At 35.0% G+C, this 20,631-nt stretch carries 13 protein-coding genes; all 13 read left to right on the top strand.

All coding sequences use genetic code 11. The annotated features are described in order from the left end of the window. Positions 1-394: 394 nt before the first annotated feature. The 13 genes from HYN56_RS19320 to HYN56_RS19265 all read left to right on the top strand — a co-directional run bounded on the left by HYN56_RS19320 (position 395) and on the right by HYN56_RS19265 (position 20,285). Entirely contained in the window at positions 395-4,279 is a 3,885-nt protein-coding gene (locus tag HYN56_RS19320; protein WP_109193680.1) for a glycosyl hydrolase, read from the top strand. 310 nt (positions 4,280-4,589) lie between these two features. Beyond that, on the top strand, positions 4,590-5,444 hold the full coding sequence (locus HYN56_RS19315; protein ID WP_109193679.1) for a glycoside hydrolase family 16 protein: 855 nt from the start codon (positions 4,590-4,592) through the stop codon (positions 5,442-5,444). 3 nt (positions 5,445-5,447) lie between these two features. Further along, positions 5,448-6,575 (top strand): glycoside hydrolase family 43 protein, encoded by a 1,128-nt coding sequence (locus HYN56_RS19310; RefSeq protein WP_109193678.1) that lies wholly within the window; start codon positions 5,448-5,450, stop codon positions 6,573-6,575. A gap of 76 nt (positions 6,576-6,651) precedes the next feature. Continuing rightward, entirely contained in the window at positions 6,652-7,680 is a 1,029-nt protein-coding gene (locus tag HYN56_RS19305; RefSeq protein WP_240622592.1) for a glycoside hydrolase family 43 protein, read from the top strand. A gap of 57 nt (positions 7,681-7,737) precedes the next feature. After that, entirely contained in the window at positions 7,738-9,756 is a 2,019-nt protein-coding gene (locus tag HYN56_RS19300; RefSeq protein ID WP_240622591.1) for a DUF2264 domain-containing protein, read from the top strand. Positions 9,757-9,821: 65 nt separating this feature from the next. Next, positions 9,822-11,180 carry a serine hydrolase domain-containing protein gene (locus HYN56_RS19295; RefSeq protein WP_109193676.1) on the top strand — a complete coding sequence of 453 codons (1,359 nt, stop codon included), beginning with the start codon at positions 9,822-9,824 and terminating at the stop codon, positions 11,178-11,180. 40 nt (positions 11,181-11,220) lie between these two features. Next, on the top strand, positions 11,221-12,225 hold the full coding sequence (locus tag HYN56_RS19290; RefSeq protein ID WP_109193675.1) for a glycoside hydrolase family 43 protein: 1,005 nt from the start codon (positions 11,221-11,223) through the stop codon (positions 12,223-12,225). A gap of 336 nt (positions 12,226-12,561) precedes the next feature. Further along, on the top strand, positions 12,562-12,726 hold the full coding sequence (locus HYN56_RS25105; RefSeq protein ID WP_167398332.1) for a hypothetical protein: 165 nt from the start codon (positions 12,562-12,564) through the stop codon (positions 12,724-12,726). Between the two features lie 388 nt (positions 12,727-13,114). Next, a complete protein-coding gene (locus tag HYN56_RS19285) occupies positions 13,115-14,086 on the top strand; it encodes a pectinesterase family protein (RefSeq protein WP_109193674.1) in 972 nt (323 codons plus the stop codon). A 104-nt stretch (positions 14,087-14,190) separates the two neighbouring features. Beyond that, positions 14,191-15,696, top strand: a complete 1,506-nt coding sequence (locus tag HYN56_RS19280) for a glycoside hydrolase family 28 protein (RefSeq protein ID WP_240622590.1) — start codon at positions 14,191-14,193, stop codon at positions 15,694-15,696. A 2-nt stretch (positions 15,697-15,698) separates the two neighbouring features. Continuing rightward, positions 15,699-16,619, top strand: coding sequence for an alpha/beta hydrolase (locus HYN56_RS19275; protein WP_109193672.1), 921 nt, complete (start codon positions 15,699-15,701; stop codon positions 16,617-16,619). A gap of 63 nt (positions 16,620-16,682) precedes the next feature. Then, positions 16,683-17,732: a pectinesterase family protein gene (locus tag HYN56_RS19270; protein ID WP_109193671.1), complete on the top strand. Its 1,050-nt coding sequence runs from the start codon at positions 16,683-16,685 to the stop codon at positions 17,730-17,732. A gap of 6 nt (positions 17,733-17,738) precedes the next feature. Beyond that, entirely contained in the window at positions 17,739-20,285 is a 2,547-nt protein-coding gene (locus tag HYN56_RS19265) for a glycoside hydrolase family 95 protein (protein ID WP_109193670.1), read from the top strand. Positions 20,286-20,631 lie beyond the last annotated feature (346 nt).

The following is a 20,631-nucleotide window of genomic DNA, read 5'->3' as shown; positions in this document are numbered from 1 at the left end:
ATTTAATTGGAATGGTTATTATTTCGCTGCAGTTTAAGATACATTCTTTAAGGGGTTAAATATCCCACTTTCTGAAATACTAAATTTTTATAATTACCGACTGTTTAAGTATTATCCTCAATTATAAAAGAGGATAATACAAGCAGTCATTACAAGCCGCATGAATACTATATTGTGCCTTCTGATTCAAAATATCATGGGTTTAACAATATAAAATACCACAATACATTTCAATACAATTTTGCCCGTTAATAAAAGCGGAAGGAATTTTTTTGCCCAGTTTTTAAAGTTAAAATCGGTGGTTTAAGAGTTTCTTACGCCAATAGTTTTGTTGGTTACCAATGAAAGCATTCAACAAAAATTTTAAAACAATTTTTAAAACAAATATTTCATTATGAAAAAACTATACATATTTATATTATTCTGGTTATCGGTTTTTGTATTCAATATACAGGCACAAGCCCCTAATTTACCTGTAAAAACAACTTTAGCGACAACATTAAATGGTTCGAAGACTTTTACAAATGCTTCGACTTCAGATATTTTATCATTTCCATTATCTAATCAAAGCGAGTTTACTTTGGAAGTAAAAGCCAAAGTCAATTCTGCTGTAGGAAGAGGATTAGATGTTGAAGTTAAAAACACAATCGGCCTCGGATTTAGAACTTCTTTAGATAAAACAACTTTTAATAGTGCTACAATCTTATCAACGCCCGAAAATTTAAGTGCTTCTGTAGACAACGCACAGGAACAAACTTATAGATATGCAATAAAAGACGGCGTTGCAAATATCTATCAGGACGGACATTATTTAACTTCTAAGACACTTGATTTTCTAAATGATACTTCAGGCGCTGTAGTAGCGTATGGCTCTGATAATTTATTGGGAAGATGGGCAGGGGTTACAGGAAATAATTCGGGAAAACCAAATGATTATGGCTGGGCAAATACTTCAACAAGCCTTCCGTGGAATACAGCCAATTCAACGTCTGGTGTTCGATATCTGGATGTTACTTCAGGGCATACATTTGAATCCGATAATTCGGTTTACAGCGGAAGAATCATGTACATTCGTTGGGACAATGCCAGTTATTCGGCAGCAACTTATAGTTATCCCGTTAAGCTGGAGCAAGGTTTGAGATATGAATTTTCATGGCTTTATGAATATATTTCTAATGCTGCAGCAGGCGCTAAATTGAATGTAGCAATATCCTCAGCTGCTGACGGATCTGGAGTTATTGCTTATAAAACCTTTACAACAGGAAGTGCCAATAAATTGCGAAGAGGAGATTTGTCTTTTGTGTCGAATGTGGATGGCAATTATTACCTAACCATCACAGGCGATTATGCATTAATGGCTATTGCCGATTTAAAACTGAAATCTTCAAACTTAATTAATACCTGGGACGGTTATTACAATGATAATGCAGGAACTCCCGCTGCTTATGGATGGACAAATGTTGCTTCACCAAGCATTTTTAATACAGCGAACAGTACAAGCGGAGCACGTTTTATGGATGTAACTTCCGGTCATACTTTTGAATCCGATAATTCAGTTTACAGTGGCAGATTAATGTATATCAGATGGGACAGTACAGCACTTGAAAACTCCGTTTATTCATTTCCGGTACAATTAGAAGCCTCAAAAGGATATCAGTTTTCATGGATTTATGAATACATTTCGAATTTAAGTCCGGGTTCTCAAATGACGGTATCGGTTTCTACAGCTGCTAATGGTGGAGGAACCGTTTTAGCAACTAAAAACTTTACAACGGGAGCTGTCAATAAACTAAGAAAAGGAGATTTGGCATTCCAATCACAAAGTGCAGGAACGTATTATGTAAATGTTACAGGAGCCAAAGCACTTTTTGGAATAGCAGATTTAAAAGTTCAGGGACAGGAAACAGCCAATATTGTAATTGGAAAAAATTACGCAACGGGTGCTGTGGATATGGCGATTACTTCGGTTACTTTTGAAAATGCTGCTTATGCTCCGGAAAAAATAATTAGTCCCTCACTTCAAACAACAAACATTTCAAGCAACACCACTGTAGGAGCTTTTGCAAAATCAAAAGTAGTTTTAAACGGAACGGCTTCTTTATATCTTAAAAATGGAAATAATCCATTAATCAATTCGACGGTAAACTTAACTTCAGCAGATAATCGTTTGTATTTTGAAAACGTAAAACCGAGTGACGTAATCAGTTCTCAATTGCAATATATTTCAGTAAATGGTGTTTTGGCAGGTAACGGTACAAATGTAAATGTTACCAATTACGGAGGAGGAACAGTGGTTTCGCCTTATGTTGCAGACTATCAGCCGTTGCAGGTTTTTACTCAGGAAAATTTTGCAGGATCATCACAGCAGTATGCTACTGTAACTCCATTTGATAATTTAGGGGCTTTTGACAATGCCATTAAATCATTCAAATTAAAAAAAGGATATATGGCGACTTTCGCTACCAGTGCAGACGGATCAGGCTACAGCCGGGTTTACATTGCAGAAAATGAAGATTTGGAAGTTCCGGTTTTGCCTGTTAATTTAAACGGAACTATTTCGTTTGTCCGAACAATGACATGGCATCAGGTTACTAAAAAAGGACTTGCCGGCGGAAGTACAGAGGCAATCAATTCAAGCAATATTACCTGGTATTACAACTGGAACACAGGAATGGATACCACGCCAAATGTAGAATATGTTCCTATTCGTCAAACTCAATGGTGGCCTTCATTTACACCAGCTTATACTAAAGAAGGATATACTCATTTATTAGGCTTTAATGAACCAGATCGTCCGGATCAGGCCAATATGACCGTTGAAGCAGCCATAAGCAATTGGCCGGCTCTTTTGAAATCAGGATTACGAGTAGGTTCTCCGGCAACTTCGGATCCTTATAATCCTTGGATGGCCACTTTTATGACTCAGGCTGAGGCTAATAATTACAGAGTAGATTATGTAGCACTTCATTGTTACTGGTATAAAACAGCAGCACAATGGAAAAGTGATTTACAATACATTTATGACAAATACAAAAGACCAATCTGGATTACAGAATGGAATATTGGGGCAAACTGGACAGCTAATAATTTTCCTGATGATGTAAATACACTTACAGATGCCAATGCAACAAAGCATAAAAACGATTTAGCTTCGATTTTAGCTGTTTTAGAAAGTGCCGATTATGTAGAACGTTATTCCATATATAATTGGGTGCAGGATGCGCGAGCAATGTATGTGACGATTAACGATGCTTTTAAAACCAGAAATCCAAATTGGCAAAATTATGTCTGGCTACAGAATGCACCTGTAATTTCCAGTACAGCGACAGATTATACGGTTTTAACTCCTGCGGGGCAATATTATGCTAAAAATGCATCGACGAAAGCTTATAATTCATCCAGAGAATATATTCCATTATGGAAAACAAAAGTAGAAACACTGAGTTACACACTTTCTTCTGATTATAAAAATATTACCATAAAATGGACAGGAACCAATCAGGAGTTAGTAAACAAATATGTTTTGGAAAGAAAACTAACAGGAGAAACTACATTCTCAGTTTTTTATGAATCAACAGACTACAATGTTCTTTCAAAAATAGATCTGGTTCGAACTCATGCAGAATATAGAATTAAAGTTATTGGTAAAGACAATGTGGAGTCAGCTTATTCGGCAATATTGGTTTACGATCAACCTTCGATTCCGGCAATTCCAACCAATTTTACAGGTGAAGCAGTATCATCGTCAGCAATCAATTTAAAATGGTCACTTGTGACGGGAGCAGAATCCTATAAAATCAAAAGAGCCACAACTCTTAATGGAACTTATGATATTATAAATGCTTATGTAAAAGACAGCATTTTTAACGATACTAATTTAGAAGCCAATAAAGATTACTTCTATAAGATTGCATCAGAAAATGCCGGAGGAGAAAGTGAATATTCTGCAGCGATTCAGATTAAAACATTGACAACTTCCGGTTCTTTGAGTGCTAAAAACGCAAATATATCGGACTTAAATATGCTGACAGAAGAATCTGTTAAAATCATTAGCGCATTTCCAAATCCAACAAATGGGCAGTTTGATATTCTTTTACCAACAAATGAAGACAATGAAACAATTGGAATTTATACGCTGGATGGTAAGCTGATTTCAACAGCAAACCATCCAAACGTAAATGGCAGCATTCATTTGAATATTGAAAATCAGCCTTCGGGAATTTATCTGGTAAAAATAGAATCACATCCCGAAGCAACAGTCCGAATTATTAAAAAATAAAATATGAAAAAAATAAGTAAAGTGTAGTGAAATTATTTTTAAACACATAGGGACATAGTTTTTTGCAACCGTGTAAAGGCATTTCATTTGCATCAATATACATAGCAAACTATGTGTTAGAAACTAGTTTCTTTCTGTTTTCTTTTTTAGATAAAGAAACAACTATGTTTCTATGTGTTTAATTTAAGAGTTAAGTAAAGTTTGGTTTTTAATTAATGCAGAGTTGACGAGGGATCTTTCGGGATCTCTTGTTATAATAGAAAAATCTCAAAATTAACAGAGATTATTCAGGATTAAAAAAGGATAAAAAATGAGATTTATTGGTAAGTTTTTGGTGTTGGGAATTGTCCTGATGCTTCTTTTTAGTTTCATCAGGCACAAACAAAAAGTTTCGACTTCTGAAGATTATAAGTTGGTCTGGGCAGATGAATTCAATACAAATGGCCGTCCAGATGAAAAGAACTGGAATTACGAAACAGGTTTTGTGAGAAACCAGGAAAATCAGTGGTATCAAAAAGAAAATGCGGTTTGTAAAGACGGTTATTTGATTATTGAAGCCAGAAATGAAAATAAACCAAACCCAGATTTTATATCTAAAACGTATAAAGATTTTGCTAAAAACAGAGATTCGATAAAAGTGACTTCTTCCTGTTTAATTACCCGAGGAAAACATTCCTGGCAATATGGACGCTTTGAAATGAGGGCTAAAATTCCAGTGGGCAAAGGAATGTGGCCGGCCTTTTGGAGTTTGGGAATAAAGGGCAATTGGCCAGCAAACGGCGAAATTGACATCATGGAATATTACACAGGAAAAATACTTGCGAATGCAGCATGGAAATCAAAGGAACCCAATACAGCTTGGGACAGTGAAACATTTAAGTTGACTGATTTTAAAGACAAATCATGGGCATATCAATTCCATGTGTGGAAAATGGATTGGGATGCTCATTCGATTAAATTATACGTTGACAATCAATTATTAAATGAAATTAGTGTTGATGCGACAATACCATCGGCAGATCAAAAAATAAGTCCATTTCAACAGCCTCACTATTTGTTAGTGAATCTTGCCGTTGGAGGAATAAATGGCGGAACGTTTACCAAAGCTGATCTTCCATCAAAATACATAATAGATTATATCAGGGTTTATCAAAAAAGTAAATAAAAAATGAAATTAAAATTTTCAATCATTATCAGTTTTGTATGTTCTTTTGTTTTTTCGCAAAACAATTATTTTGTTCCGGGAAAACAGTGGAAAGATACAGATGGAGTGCATATTAACGCTCATGGTGGCGGAATTCTTTTTGATTCTGGAACGTATTATTGGTACGGTGAATATAAAACTTCAGGTCGTTCAGGAAACACTTCTTTGGAAGGAATCAGTTGTTATTCCTCAAAAGATTTGTACAATTGGCATAACGAAGGCATTGTGCTGCGAGTTGAACAAAATCCTAAATCTGAAATTACAAAAGGATGCGTTATGGAGCGTCCAAAAGTGATTTTTAATAAAAAAACAGGTAAATATGTGATGTGGTTTCATTTGGAACTGAAAGGGCAGGGATATGATGCTGCCAAAGCAGCTCTTGCGATTAGTGATACTCCAAAAGGACCATTCAAATTTGTGAAATCGTATCGCCCAAATAAAGGTGTCTGGCCTTTGGATTTTAAAGAGGAATTTAAAACAGCTTTGGCAAATGAAAAACAGTTAAAGTCCTGGAGTCCGGAATGGTTGTCAGCTATTCATAACGGAATGCTGGTTCGCAGGGATTTTGACAAAGGGCAAATGTCCAGAGATATGACGGTATATGTTGATGATAATGAGAAGGCGTATTTAATTCATTCTTCAGAAGAAAATTTGACGCTTCATATTTCTGAGTTAACAGACGATTATCTGGATTTTACTGAAAAATGGACAAGAGTAGCACCGGCGGGACATAATGAAGCTCCTGCTATTTTTAAGAAAGACGGTATTTATTATATGATAACTTCCGGTTGTACGGGGTGGGATCCAAATGCGGCTAGATCTTTTAAATCGAAATCCATTTTTGGTCCTTGGGAAACTTTAGGAAATCCGTGTATAGGTAAAGATGCTGAATTGACTTTTCATTCGCAAAGTACTTATATTCTTCCTGTTCAAGGAAAAAAGGATCAGTTTATTTTTATGGCGGATCGATGGAATCCTAAAAATCCTATTGATGGAACTTACGTATGGCTTCCAATAAAATTTGAAAATGGCAGACCAATTTTAAACTTGTTGGATAAATGGAATTTAGCTGCTTTTACAGAAAATCAATAAAAGTAATTGAAAAGTAGTTTTAAATTAATACATTATGAGTGGCTAACTAAACTCATTATTCTAAAAAAATAGTAAAATGAAAATACAGCAAAACTATTTGAAACAGAAATCACATCTTGTTTTTTCAATGTTTATATGTTTTTTATTTTTTTCGACGACACAGGCTCAAAAAAAGAGAATATTTAAAGAATCAATTCCTTTAGACTCCATAAGATTAAGCGATCCGGCAATTTTAGCAGATAAGAAAACCAATCTCTATTATATGACCGGTACAGGAGGATTACTCTGGAAAAGCAAAGATTTAAAATCATGGAGCGGTCCGTATGATATTGTTAAAACAGATCCTAATTCCTGGATGGGAACCAATCCTATGATTTGGGCAGCAGAACTTCATTTTTATAAAAACAAATATTATGATTTTGCGACTTTTACCAATAGAGACAAAATAATAGATAAAGTTGGGAATAACAACATTGAACGTCGTGCGAGTCATATTTTGGTTAGTGATAAGGCTGAAGGACCTTATATACCAATGAAAGATGAAAACTATTTACCAGCTAATAAACCGACTTTAGACGGGACATTTTGGGTAGATAAAAATGGAAAACCTTATATGATTTATTGTTATGAATGGCTTCAAAATGGCAACGGAACAATTGAAAAAATAGAACTTAAACCGGATTTAAGCGGATCGGTAGGAGAGGGAAAACTGCTTTTTAAAGCAAGTGATTCTCCTTGGAGCAGGGAAAAAGATGCGAATGGAAATGACAAACCCAATAAAGTTACAGACGGTCCTTATTTGTTTAAGACAGGAACTGGACGTTTGGGAATGATTTGGACGAGCTGGATTTATGATGTTTATACGCAGGGAGTTGCTTATTCTAAAAGCGGTACTTTGGACGGTCCATGGATTCAGGAAAAAGATCCTGTTACACCGCCAAATTTTGGTCACGGCATGTTATTTCAAACTTTTGAAGGTAAATGGTTGATGTCGGTTCATAGCCATAAAAAAGTGGGAGATAAAACAGTTCGAATTCCAAAATTATTTGAAATCGATTTGTCCGGAGATAAATTAGTCGTATTAAAACCTTATTTGCAGAAGTAGTTCCTTTTGAAGAAAATCAATAAATAGTTGGCATTAGAAATTAGAAAAAAAATGAGCATGAATAATTTGAAAATGTGGTTTTTATCCACAATGTTTAGTCTCTCTTTATATTCACAGCAAAAAGAAAATACGGATAACGTTTTTAAAATTGTTAATCCGGATTATAAACTGAGTCCTTATACAGGAATGACAAAAAAGCATTGGAAAGATGCCGGACTTTATTTGCTAGAAGGTGCTTTTAGTTATATTCATAATCTGGATGATCCGATGAAGTTTCCCAAACAGCCGGGAAAAAGTTATCCGCAGGATGAAGGTAGAGTACCAACAGAAAAATTGGAAGGTTTGAGCAGAACACTGTTTATTGCTTCTCCACTTCTTAAAGAAAATCCGAATTTGGTCATCAATAACATCAAAGTTGCAGATTATTACAGACATCAGTTTAGCAAATTAGTTGATCCAAAAAGTCCTTCTTATATTACGCCGCGAGCTAAAAATGGTGGTCCAAGTCAGAATTTGGTAGAATATGGTGCGATTGCGATGTCTTTACTTACGAATCCTGAAGTACTTTGGAAACCATTACCACAAGAGCAGAAAGATGCATTGGCAAAATCGATGCTTAGTTATGGAGATGGACCCACAGTATCTTCAAACTGGAAGTTCTTCAACATTTTTGTATTAAGTTTTTTTAAAGAACAAGGTTATACTGTGAATGAAAAACTACTGGAAGAATACCTGCAAAAATGCTTAAACGATTACAGAGGTGATGGTTGGTATAACGACAGTCCGGCATACGATTATTACAGTATGTGGGGATTTCAATTGTATGGAGCACTTTGGTCTGAATATTTTGGAAACAAGTATTATCCGGAATATGCCGAAAAATTCAGAAGTAATTTCAGAGATCTTAATTCTAATTATCCTTCAATGTTCAGCCAAAATGGCGAGATGATTATGTTTGGAAGAAGCATCAGTTATAGAATTGCGTCAATTGCAGCTTTTCCATTTATGGGATTAGAAAATGATCCTGCGGTTAATAATGGATGGTTACGCAGAATTTCTTCGGGAGTTTTAAAACAGTTTTTAGAAAATCCTGATTTTATGAAAGACAATGTGCCGACACTTGGATTTTATGGAGCATTTGAACCCGCCGTTCAGGTATACAGCTGTAGAGGAAGTGTGTACTGGATGGGAAAAGCTTTCCTGGGACTTTTATTACCGGATAATAATCCGTTTTGGACAGCAAAAGAAAATGAAGGAGACTGGGAAAACAAATTCAAAAAAGAGAATGTTTATAATAATTTTCTAAACGGTTCGAAGATTTTAATTACAGATTATCCGAACATAGGAGCATCAGAAATCAGAGCTTGGTGTCATGAGAAAAAGAAAGATGACTGGCAGGGATTCAGATCTACAGAAAATTATAACCGATTGTCTTATAACAGTGCTTTTCTTTGGCAGGCAGATGGTTCCAATGGAGAAGTAGCCATGAATTATGTTTTTAAAAATGCCAAACAAGAATGGGAGCCACTACGATTATTCACTTTTAAAAAGTTCGAAGATGACGTTTATTATCGTAATGCTGTTTTGGAAACGAATGAACATATTCAGATGAATTTAGCAGATATTCCTTTAGCAAACGGTATTTTAAGGATTGATAAAAATAGCAGTTCCGATGCCGTTTCTATGCGATTAGGACATTATGCGTTGCCTAAAATAGACGGAGAAATTAAAACAACAACAAAAAATATCGATGGTAAAATAGTAACCATTATTGATAATGGAAAATACCAATTAGCGATGATTCCGCTTTTAGGCTGGGAAAAAACTGAAGTTGTTGCCTGTAAAGATTTACATCCCGAAAGCGAAATCAGTAAAGTGATTGATGTAACTGCTAATTTTAATCCGAATGATAAAAAAGTCAATATTTATGCAACTTTGATGTTATGGAAAAAATCAGGTGAAAAATGGAAGAATAAAGAATTAATGCCACTAAAAATTCAAGAACAGAAAAATGGGACTATCAGCGTAGAATTTAATAATGGAGTAAAGAAGCTGATTGATTTTAAAAACGAATAATGGTGTAATTCATTTTTATATTTGTATGGCATGAAATGGTTTAATAGTATCTAATTAATGGAAAGATGTATAAATTATTTTTTTTTATTTGCATTTTAGGATCTGCCTGTAATTACGGGCAATCGAAACAAGACAAACAATTAGAAAAAAAGCTGGATGAACTGCTTTCTTCTAAATTTAGCTTATCGGAACCTGGTGTTGAAGTTTTGGCGGCAAAAAAAGGTGAAATCGTTTACAAAAAAGCTTTTGGAAGTGCAAATCTCGAATTAAACGTACCGATTAAACCTGATATGGTTTTTAAGCTGGGTTCTATAACAAAGCAATTTACAGCTGTTGCGATTTTACAATTAGTAGAGCAAGGTAAAATCTCTCTGCAAGATAATCTGCAAAAATTTGTACCTGATTATCCATCCTATTCTCAAAACATAACGATTGAGAATCTGTTGACTCATACATCGGGGATAAAAGATTATATGCAGATTGATTATCAGGAACCTTATTTAGAAAGAAGAGACTTTGAACCAAAGGAACTTATTGACCTTTTTAAAAACGTTCCATTAGAATTTGAACCTGGCACTAAATATAAATATAGTAATTCGGGGTATTATTTATTGGGATATATTATCGAAAAAGTAAGCGGTAAAAGTTACAGTACTTATTTAGAGGAAAACATTCTGAAACCTTTGGTTTTAAATCACACTTATTTTGATAATTCCAACAATATTATTCCTAACCGGGTAAATGGGTATAGAAAAGACGGTAAGGTATTTAAAAATGCTGATTATTGGAGTATGACAATTGCGTATGCCGCTGGTGGATTGATTTCTAATACTGAAGATTTATTGAAATGGAACGAAGGATTATATTCATACAAAATTCTAAAAAAAGAAACCTTAGAAAAAGCATTTGTACCTTTTAAATTAAAAGATGGAAGTGTGATAGAATATGGTTATGGCTGGATATTAAAAAATGTAAATGGAATAAAATCAATTGAGCATGGAGGCGCTATTACAGGATTTTTAACCAATGAAATTTATTATCCTGAAGAAAAAGTGTTTGTAGTCGCATTATTTAATTGTGAATGTGCTCCAAAGGACGAATTGTCGGTTGATATCGCTAGTTTTGCATTAGGTAAAACATTTCAGCAGGAAGTAAAAGTGGATACCGCTTTACTAAATGAGTATATTGGTGTTTATACTTTATCAATAGATACGAAAAGAACCATAACAATCACAAATGAAAACGGACAATTATTGGCTAAGATTTCGGGACAGGGAACAGTTCCATTAATTTTCCAATCAGATACAAAATTCCAGTTTAAGAATATTCTGGGGGCAGAATGTGAGTTTGTAAAGGAAAATGGAAAGGTCACAAAATTTAATATAAGTCAGAACGGGAATTTTGAATGGAAAAAAAATCAATAGAAATATATATATTAACAAGAGATAAAATTAAAAGCCTAAAATGAAATTTATTAGATTATCTATTTTGACCTTATTGGCTGTGGTGTATTCATCACAGAGTTATTCACAGTCCATTGAATTCAATAACCCAATAGCAGAAAAACGTGCAGATCCGTGGGTACATAAGACCGCTTCGGGTGAGTATTATTTAATCGCTACTGTTCCTGAATACGATCGCATTGTACTAAGAAAAGCGAATAGTATTAACGGACTAAAGGAAGCTAAAGAGAAAGAAATCTGGCATAAACATACAACTGGAGTGATGGCAAATCATATTTGGGCTCCTGAATTGCACTGGATAGATGGGAAGTGGTATATTTATTTTGCCGCTGGTGAAGCTGAAAATAAATGGAATATCAGAATTTGGGTATTGACCAATTCATCAGCAGATCCAATGCAGGGTAAATGGACAGAAGAAGGTCAGATAAAAACTAAAATAGATTCATTTTCTTTAGATGCCACAACTTTTGTGCATAATGGCAAAAGATATCTAATTTGGGCGCAGAATGTAAGAGGAGGAAAACATGGTACAGCTTTGGTTTTATCAGAAATGAAAAACCCGACTACGCTTACAGGTCCAGAAATAGTTATTACAGAACCTGAATTTGGCTGGGAAAGAGAAAAGTATAATGTAAACGAAGGGCCAGCTGTCATTCAAAAAAACGGAAAAATATTTGTTAGTTATTCCGCCAGTGCAACAAATCATAATTATTGCATGGGATTACTTTGGATTAATGAAAATGCCGATCTGCTAAATGCGGCTAATTGGAATAAATCTCCAGCTCCTGTTTTTTATACAAATTCAGATTTAAAACGATATGGGCCAGGACACAATTCATTTACAACTTCTGAAGATGGAAAAACAACTATAATGATTTACCATGCAAGAGATTACAAGGAAATTCAAGGAGATGAATTGTCGGATGTAAATCGTGCAACTCGAGCTCGTGTTGTAGAATGGACAGAAAGCGGTTTTCCTGATTTTATGCAAAACAAAAAAGATTGATACTTTATCTTGATAAAGATTTCTAAAAAATTAAACGCCTCATTTTTTAAATGAGGCGTTTTTTGTTTAATTATCCATTGTTTTATTTTCTGCGAAAGTAAGGTATCGATATTTCGACGAGATTATTTTCATTTCTCTTATTTCGAGAGCTGAAAAGGCAGCTTTTATCTTAAGCCGTTGATTATAATGTTGTTTTCTTTTTTGGTATGTGTTTTGGTTTTTTTTAATGACAAACTTAGAGGATAATTCTTTTTCCCTAATACGATTAAAAATACCACACCCAAAATAGATTAAATTACGGTTTATGAAAACAACACTCTCGAGTTACTAAAAATTATGGAGATCAGTAAACTGGCTGGACAAGTTTCTTTTGATACCACTTCAACAGATTTGACTTTTGTTTGGAACAGGGAATTTTCGATGACTATTATGGTAAATCGGATAGTTTATGAACTGATGGCGAATGATATTATTATTCTAACGAATCATCATCAAATTTAAAATATAGGTTTTGAATCGGCTAGATTAATAAAATTTAATCTCCCTTTTATAAATGATATCGGTAGTGAAGTTGAAAACAGCTTAAAATGAACCTTGTTTTTTAATATAACGAGTGTTCCAATATTGTCTATTGATGAGAGCGAACTTCATGCTTTCGAAAATTGCTGCGATGTTTTTTGCAAAGAGATGAAATCCAAAGACAATCTGTTTAGCAATAAATCGATAGTATTTTTCAAATTGTTTTCAGTTTTAATTATTCTACTGTTTTTAAGGCTTTTTTGCGATTTCACCCTAGAGTAATTGTAAAATGTCCCATATTCTTTACTGTGAAACGTTCTATGTTTGTACCTGTTGACAGTTTGAAATTTAAACTGCACGAAATACTATTATGAAAAAAAATATCACATTAATATTCTGCTTTTTTCTATTTTTTGCTTCCTTTTCAAATGCATGGAGTGCGGTTGTTCAAGATACTATTACAGTTTCATTAGACGGTTCAGCTGATTTTATTTCGATTCAGGAAGCGATTACCGCTTGCGGTGCTTTTCCATCTAATCCGAAAACTATTTTTATTAAAAAAGGGATTTATAAGGAAAAAATCATCATTGATTCTTTTAACAGTAATATCTCTCTTATTGGAGAAAGTAAAGATCAGACCATTATTTCATTTAATAATTATAATGGCCAGCCTGATATTGGCACTTTTACAAGTTATACTTTAAAAATACTAGCCGATAATATTAGTCTTCAAAACATCACAATAGAAAATACGGCAGGTGCTGTGGGACAGGCTGTGGCTTTACATGTCGAAGGAGATTATTTTAAAGCATCCAATTGTAAGTTTCTAGGCAATCAGGATACTTTATATACAGCTGGAGAAAATAGACGCCATTATTTTAATAATTGTTACATAGAAGGCACTACCGATTATATTTTTGGATCGGCTACTGCTATTTTTGATAATTGCACCTTATACAGTAAAGCCAATTCGTATATCACAGCGGCAAATACTTCCAAAAACAGCAAATATGGTTTTGTCTTTTTGAACTGTAAACTTTTATCAGCGCCAAATGTTCGTAAAGTGTATCTCGGGCGTCCGTGGCGTGAATATGCGAATGTAATTTTTTCCAGTTGTTTTATGGATTCCCATATCAATCCGGAAGGCTGGCACAATTGGGGGAAACCTGAAAGTGAAAAAACAGCTTATTATGCTGAGTTTAAAAATTACGGCCCGGGAGCTTTGACAACTAAGCGTGTCAAATGGTCACATCTGCTTTCTGTTGAACAAAATTCCAGACTTACTTTCAATGTTATTTTCAAAGTAGAGAATCAATGGAATCTCAGTTCGGCTACACCATAAAATATTTAAATATTCTTATTTACTATCATACTCACTAAACCATGAACCATAAATTTTATTACAAACTACTTTGTTTCATCTTTTTTCTAAATTCCCTGAACATTTTGGCAAAAAGCTATGATCTTAAGACGCTTGGAGCTGATAATTCAGGTAAAAAATCCTGTACAGCTCTCATTCATAAAACTATTGATCTGGCTTCAAAAGACGGAGGAGGAACATTGTATTTTCCAGCCGGTAATTATCTAACAGGCGCTATCACTTTAAAAAGCAATATTACCATCTATTTAGAAGGTGGTGCCACTTTAAAATTTTCTTCCAATTTTAATGATTATCTGCCTTTTCAAAAAGTGCGTTACGAAGGAGTTTTTATGAAAACATTTGCTCCTTTGTTTAATGCTCAAAATGCTGAAAATATAACCATTAAAGGAGAAGGCACTATAGACGGTAATGGTTTTGCGTGGTGGGAAGAGGCAATGAGAATCAATAAGGAACTAAAATTGAATGGGACACTTAAAGAACCAACCGAATTACAAAAACTTTGGGCAGAACAGAACAAAGAATTAAAAGTAGAACCGTATTATGAAAATACATTAAAAACACAGTTTTTTAGACCTCCTTTTATTCAGTTTTTTGAATGTAATAAAATCAATATCGAAGGAATTCGAATTTTAAATTCCCCTTTTTGGACTATTAATCCAGTAGGTTGTAATGATGTACGAGTGCATGGAGTAACAATCCTGAATCCTGATAAAGAACCACACGGCCCAAATACAGATGGAATTAATCCGTCATCTTGTTCCAATGTTAGAATATCCGATTGTTTTATTAGCGTAGGAGATGATTGTATTACCATAAAATCAGGACGAGATTTTCACGGACGCGAATACGGAAAAGCTTGTGAAAACATTACCATTACCAATTGTGTGATGCTGGCAGGTCACGGAGGCGTTGTAATTGGAAGCGAAATGTCTGGCGGCGTAAAAAATGTAGTAATTACCAATTGTGTTTTTGACGGAACAGATGCAGGAATCCGAATGAAAGCTTCCAGAGGTCGTGGAGGAGTTGTGGAAAACATTATGGTCTCCAATATAGTCATGCGAAATATTGGTCGTAATGCCTTTACGTTTGATCTCTTTTATGATAGATCATCTAAAGTAGAACCTGTTTCTGAGCGTACTCCAATTTTTAGGAATATAGCCATCAGTAATGTAACAGGAAGAAGTATTAATAAAGTCGGAGTGATTTATGGTATCGAAGAAATTCCTATTGATGAACTTACTTTCACCAATATTAATATGGAAGCCAAAGAAGGCTTTACAGGAAATCTGGGAACCAATCTTACCTTTTCTAATGTTGATATAGCAACAGAAAAAGGAGCTGCTTTCGAGTTTACAAATTGTGAAAAACTGCTGTTTAATGATGTAAAATCTAAAAAACCGACTGCAGATCAGCCTATAATTAAATTAGAAAACTGTAAAACGATATTGGTCAACAACTGTTTTCAGAAAGCACCTGCTTCCGTTTTTGTTGAAGCTGTTAATTCTGATGTGATTCAGGGTGCTAATTTCTTATCTCTTGTAAAAACGCCTTTCATTAAAAAAGACAAATAAAAATGAAAAAGATTGTATTGCTTTTTTTCTTCCTAGTTTCTTTAAATACAGCTTTTAGCCAAGAAATTATTCCGCTTTGGGAAAAAGGTAAAATGCCGAATTCCAAAGGGATGAAATTGAATAAAAGAGAAGATCGTGAACGAATAACTCAGGTTGATAATCCGTCGATATATGCTTTTTTTACTTCTAAAGAAGAAAATACGGGAGCGGCAGTTTTAATTTTCCCTCCCGGAGGTTATAAAAAATTGACCTACAATATTGCGGGATTTCAATTGGCTAAATGGTTCAATACTTTTGGAGTAAATGCCTTTGTGGTCCTATATCGGCTTCCAACTTCGCCTGATTTGGTAAATCCTGCTTTTGGGCCAATTATGGATGGACAGAGAGCTATTAAAATGATTCGAAGCCGAGCTTCTCAATGGGGAATAGATCCTTCCAGAATTGGGGTAATGGGAGCTTCTGCAGGTGGAGGTTTAGCATCCAATCTTGCCACAATTACTACAGATTATGCTCAAGTTAAAGACGATTTGGATTCTGTAAGCATACAGCCGAATTTTCAAATTCTTATTTCTGGAGCTATCAGCATGACGCAGAATGCGCATAAAGGAAGTTATGAAGCTTTATTGGGAACAAATCCAGATCCCAAAAACGAACAGCTTTTTTCGGGTGAATTAAATGTCACTAGTGCTACGCCACCTGCATTTGTTATTTGTGCCGCCGATGATCATGTGGTAAATCCACTCAATAGCATTCAATATTATCAGGCGCTTTTAAAAGCTAATATCAAAGCGGCTTTGCATATTTTTCCGCAGGGAGATCATAACATCGCGCTTCGCAATAATCCGGGTTCTACACAATTATGGACAGTTTTATGTGAAGCTTGGTTAAACGAAATGGGCTTTCTTGCGAAACCGCAGAAATAAAACTAACTATCCGTAAGCAATTAGCTTACAAAACCAAATTAATAACTTTCCAAGACTTAAATTATGAAAAAATCCTTTTACAAATGGGCTGTTTGTATAGCTTGCATGATAATTGTACCGAACTATTTATCAGCCCAGACTAAAGATAAAATCACAGTAGCCATAGATGGAAGCGGTGATTATGTAAATATTCAGGCAGCAGTTAATGCAGTTCCAGCCGAGAAAGCAACACGCACGATGATTTTTATAAAAAACGGATTATACAATACCGAAAAAATCATTGTTCCTGCTGACAAAAAGAGAATCACTTTTAAAGGCGAAAATCGAGAAAAAACGATTCTAAGTTATCATATTTTTGACTGTACAGGCGGTTTAAACAATAAATGCCCAGCCGAAGATGCCGCGAAATGGGAAGGTCAGAATATTAGAACTTCAGCTTCGGTAACAATTCAGGGAGATGAATTTAGAGCGGAGAATATAACTTTTCAAAATACCGCTGGTCCTGTGGGACAGGCTTTAGCTGTTTTTATTACCTCAGATAAAAACACTTTTATCAATTGTAATTTTTTAGGGTATCAGGATACCATGTTGCTTGGAAAAGATGGCACTCGAAGCTACTTTAAAAACTGTATGATTTTAGGCAGAACAGACTATATCTACGGTGGCGGAATAGGTTATTTCGACAGTTGTGAAATCAGAAGTTATGGCGGTGGCTGGATAACGGCTCCAAGTACACCAAAAGATCAAAAATATGGTTTTGTGTTCAACAAATGCAAACTGACTTTTATTGGTAACAGTCCTCGTGTTAATGATGATAAACAGCCTTTCAGTCTTGGGCGACCTTGGCATAATTATCCAAAGGTAGCATGGCTGAATTGTGAAATGTCAAAAGAATTGAATCCGCTGGGATGGCCTACAACCTGGCGTATGGATTATGCATCAACCAGTTCCGATTTGCATCTTTATGAATACAACAATAAAGGAGAAGGGGCAAATATGACTGGTCGTGCAAAATGGGAAGGTTTAAAAGCAATTTCTGCTAGTGAAGCCAAATTGTATTCGGTAGAAAATGTATTAAACGGATCTGATAATTGGAAGCCTTCGGCAAAATAAAAGCTTATGAAAATTCTTTTAAATAAAACGTTTTTATCGTTTGTCGTCTTTTTGTCTTTTCTGTTCCATTCTTCAGCCCAGAAAAAATTAGTCTTATGGTATGATAAGCCTTCAAAAGCATGGACAGATGCAGTTCCTCTTGGCAATGGAAGATTAGGAGCAATGGTATACGGAGTGCCTCAATCGGATACCATTCAGATAAACGAAGATACTTTTTGGTCTGGTAGTCCTTATCAGAACATCAATTCAAATGCTAAAAAAAGTCTGAAACAGATTCAGAATTATCTTCAGGATGAAAATTTTATCGAAGCGCAGAAATTGGCGTTAGGAGATATTATTGCAGATCGCAAAATAACTTCGCACGGACAGGTTTATCAATCCATTGGAAATTTGGTTTTATCAGTTCCGAACCATGAAAAGTATACTAATTTTTACAGAGACCTAGATTTAAAAACGGCTATTGCAACGACTAAATATACTGTAGACGGCGTAAACTTTCAGCGTGAAGTTTTTACTTCTTTTACAGATCAGCTTATCATTATTCGGCTTTCTGCAGATAAAAAAGGTGCTGTTAATTTTAATGCTTCGTTTGCAGGACCTCTTAAAACCAATATGGTAAAAGTGACAGCTTCAGTGACAGCAAATCAGAATCAATTGCTTGTAGTCAATGGTCAATGTGCTCGTGAGAAAGAAGAAAATATAACCAACTTACTGCATTTTAATACGCAGATAAAAGTAGAGGCAAAGGGAGGAACTCAATCCAAAGAAAGAGAATCCATCAATGTGAAAAATGCCGATGAAGCTTTTATTTACATATCAGTAGCAACCAATTTTAAGAATTATAAAGATATTAGTGCCGATGCCGAGAAACGAGCAAAAGATTATCTGAAAGCTTTTTCTAAATCATATCAAAAAGCGAAAGAAGATCATATTGCCTTTTATCAAAAACAATTCAATAGAGTTCAGTTGGATTTAGGCAGTTCTCCACAGATAAATAAACCTACAGACCAGCGTATTGCCGAATTTTCAAAAACAGATGATCCTGATTTAGTTTCAACTTATTTTCAGTTTGGACGTTATTTGCTTATTGCTTCTTCGCAACCAGGCACTCAGCCAGCTAATTTGCAGGGAATTTGGAATCCAAATGCGGGACAGTATCCCGCTTGGGACAGTAAATATACGACTAACATCAATGTAGAAATGAATTATTGGCCTGCGGAAGTAACCAATCTTTCAGAATGTCATGAACCTTTTATCCAATTAATTAAAGAGGTCAGTGAAACAGGAAGACAATCAGCTTCAGAAATGTATGGCGCCCGAGGTTGGACGTTGCATCATAATACCGATTTATGGCGTTCTACTGGTGCAGTAGATGCGACTGCAGGAATCTGGCCGACTTGTAATGCATGGTTTGCTTCACATTTATGGGAAAAATTTCTTTTTTCTGGAGACCAATCGTATTTAAAAGAAGTGTATCCAATACTTAAAAGTGCTTCAGAGTTTTATCAGGATTTCTTAATTAAAGATAAGAAAACGGGATATTTGGTCGTTTCGCCTTCTATTTCTCCTGAACATACTCCCGGTTTGCAATCGTATGAATATACAAAACCCGATGGAAGTATAGGTACAGAACGTTGTATTGTTTTTGCTGGTGTGACGATGGACAATCAAATGGTTTTTGATTTGCTTTCGAATACCATTGATGCGGCTGAAATTTTGAAAGTAGACCAGCAATGGATTACTGAATTGAAAAAAATCCGTCAGCAACTGCCGCCAATGCATATCGGGAAATACACACAATTGCAGGAATGGCTGGAAGATTGGGATCGCAAAAATGATGCACATCGACATGTATCGCATTTATGGGGAGTGTTTCCGGGACGTGAAGTTTCACCTTTTAAAACTCCCGAACTTTTTGAAGCTTCCAGAAACTCGCTTATTGGAAAAGGAGATGCAAGCCGTGGCTGGTCAATGGGATGGAAAGTGTGTTTGTGGGCCAGATATTTAGATGGAAATCATGCCTATAAACTGATTACGAATCAGTTGAATTTGAAACCTGCCAATGCAACAATCAAAGATCCGGATGGTGGTACCTATACCAATATGTTTGATGCGCATCCTCCATTTCAAATTGACGGAAATTTTGGATGTACAGCCGGTATTGCCGAAATGTTGCTGCAAAGTCACGATGGCGCTCTGAGTTTATTACCAGCCTTACCGGATGTTTGGCAAAAGGGTTCAATTAAAGGATTAAAAGCCCGAGGTGGTTTTGAAATCGAAAATATGCAATGGAAAAACGGCAGATTAGTTTCGGTGACAGTTAAATCAAATCTGGGCGGAAATCTTCGTATGAGAAGCTATGTTCCATTAAAAGGTTCAGGATTAAGTACAGCCAAAGGAATTAATCCAAACATTTTTTACAAGTATCAGCCGGTCGAAAAACCAGTGGTTTCTTCCAGTGCCGAATTTAAAGGAACAGCAGTAGCAAAAACATTCGAATTTGATGTTAAAACAGAAAAAGGAAAAAGTTATACTTTTCAGTATGCCAATTAATTTTTGATTGTTTTCTAAAGATAAAAAGCAGCTGTGATATTCTTAAAATCACAGCTCTTTTTTTATACAGAAGCATTGTATGTTTTTTTAGGAATTGTAATGATAAAAAATAGATGTTTTTTCTGATGTTATTCCTGAAAGTATTGAAAATAAAGGGATTCTGTGAAATGCCCCCCATCATATTGTGTTTAGACCTCCTTCAATTTAGGATTAAAATCTAGTTTTGTTTTAACAAAAAATCATAAAAACAAATCCGTTTTTTCGGAATGTGTTTTTTTAATGTCGCTTATTTAAGCATTGTTTAATCATGATCTTATTTCGGCTTCAAAACTAGGCCTAAGACGAG

The organism is Flavobacterium crocinum (assembly GCF_003122385.1).
GTDB lineage: Bacteria > Bacteroidota > Bacteroidia > Flavobacteriales > Flavobacteriaceae > Flavobacterium > Flavobacterium crocinum.
This window is presented reverse-complemented; position numbering and strand designations above follow the sequence as displayed.

Bases quoted from the DNA above. Each gene is read 5' to 3' on its own strand.
- HYN56_RS19310 (WP_109193678.1), top strand. From the start codon at position 5,448: ATGAAATTAAAATTTTCAATCATTATCAGTTTTGTATGTTCTTTTGTT.
- HYN56_RS19320 (WP_109193680.1), top strand. From the start codon at position 395: ATGAAAAAACTATACATATTTATATTATTCTGGTTATCGGTTTTTGTA.
- HYN56_RS19275 (WP_109193672.1), top strand. From the start codon at position 15,699: ATGAAAAAGATTGTATTGCTTTTTTTCTTCCTAGTTTCTTTAAATACA.
- HYN56_RS19265 (WP_109193670.1), top strand. From the start codon at position 17,739: ATGAAAATTCTTTTAAATAAAACGTTTTTATCGTTTGTCGTCTTTTTG.
- HYN56_RS19270 (WP_109193671.1), top strand. From the start codon at position 16,683: ATGAAAAAATCCTTTTACAAATGGGCTGTTTGTATAGCTTGCATGATA.
- HYN56_RS25105 (WP_167398332.1), top strand. From the start codon at position 12,562: ATGGAGATCAGTAAACTGGCTGGACAAGTTTCTTTTGATACCACTTCA.
- HYN56_RS19295 (WP_109193676.1), top strand. From the start codon at position 9,822: ATGTATAAATTATTTTTTTTTATTTGCATTTTAGGATCTGCCTGTAAT.
- HYN56_RS19290 (WP_109193675.1), top strand. From the start codon at position 11,221: ATGAAATTTATTAGATTATCTATTTTGACCTTATTGGCTGTGGTGTAT.
- HYN56_RS19305 (WP_240622592.1), top strand. From the start codon at position 6,652: ATGAAAATACAGCAAAACTATTTGAAACAGAAATCACATCTTGTTTTT.
- HYN56_RS19300 (WP_240622591.1), top strand. From the start codon at position 7,738: ATGAATAATTTGAAAATGTGGTTTTTATCCACAATGTTTAGTCTCTCT.
- HYN56_RS19315 (WP_109193679.1), top strand. From the start codon at position 4,590: ATGAGATTTATTGGTAAGTTTTTGGTGTTGGGAATTGTCCTGATGCTT.
- HYN56_RS19285 (WP_109193674.1), top strand. From the start codon at position 13,115: ATGAAAAAAAATATCACATTAATATTCTGCTTTTTTCTATTTTTTGCT.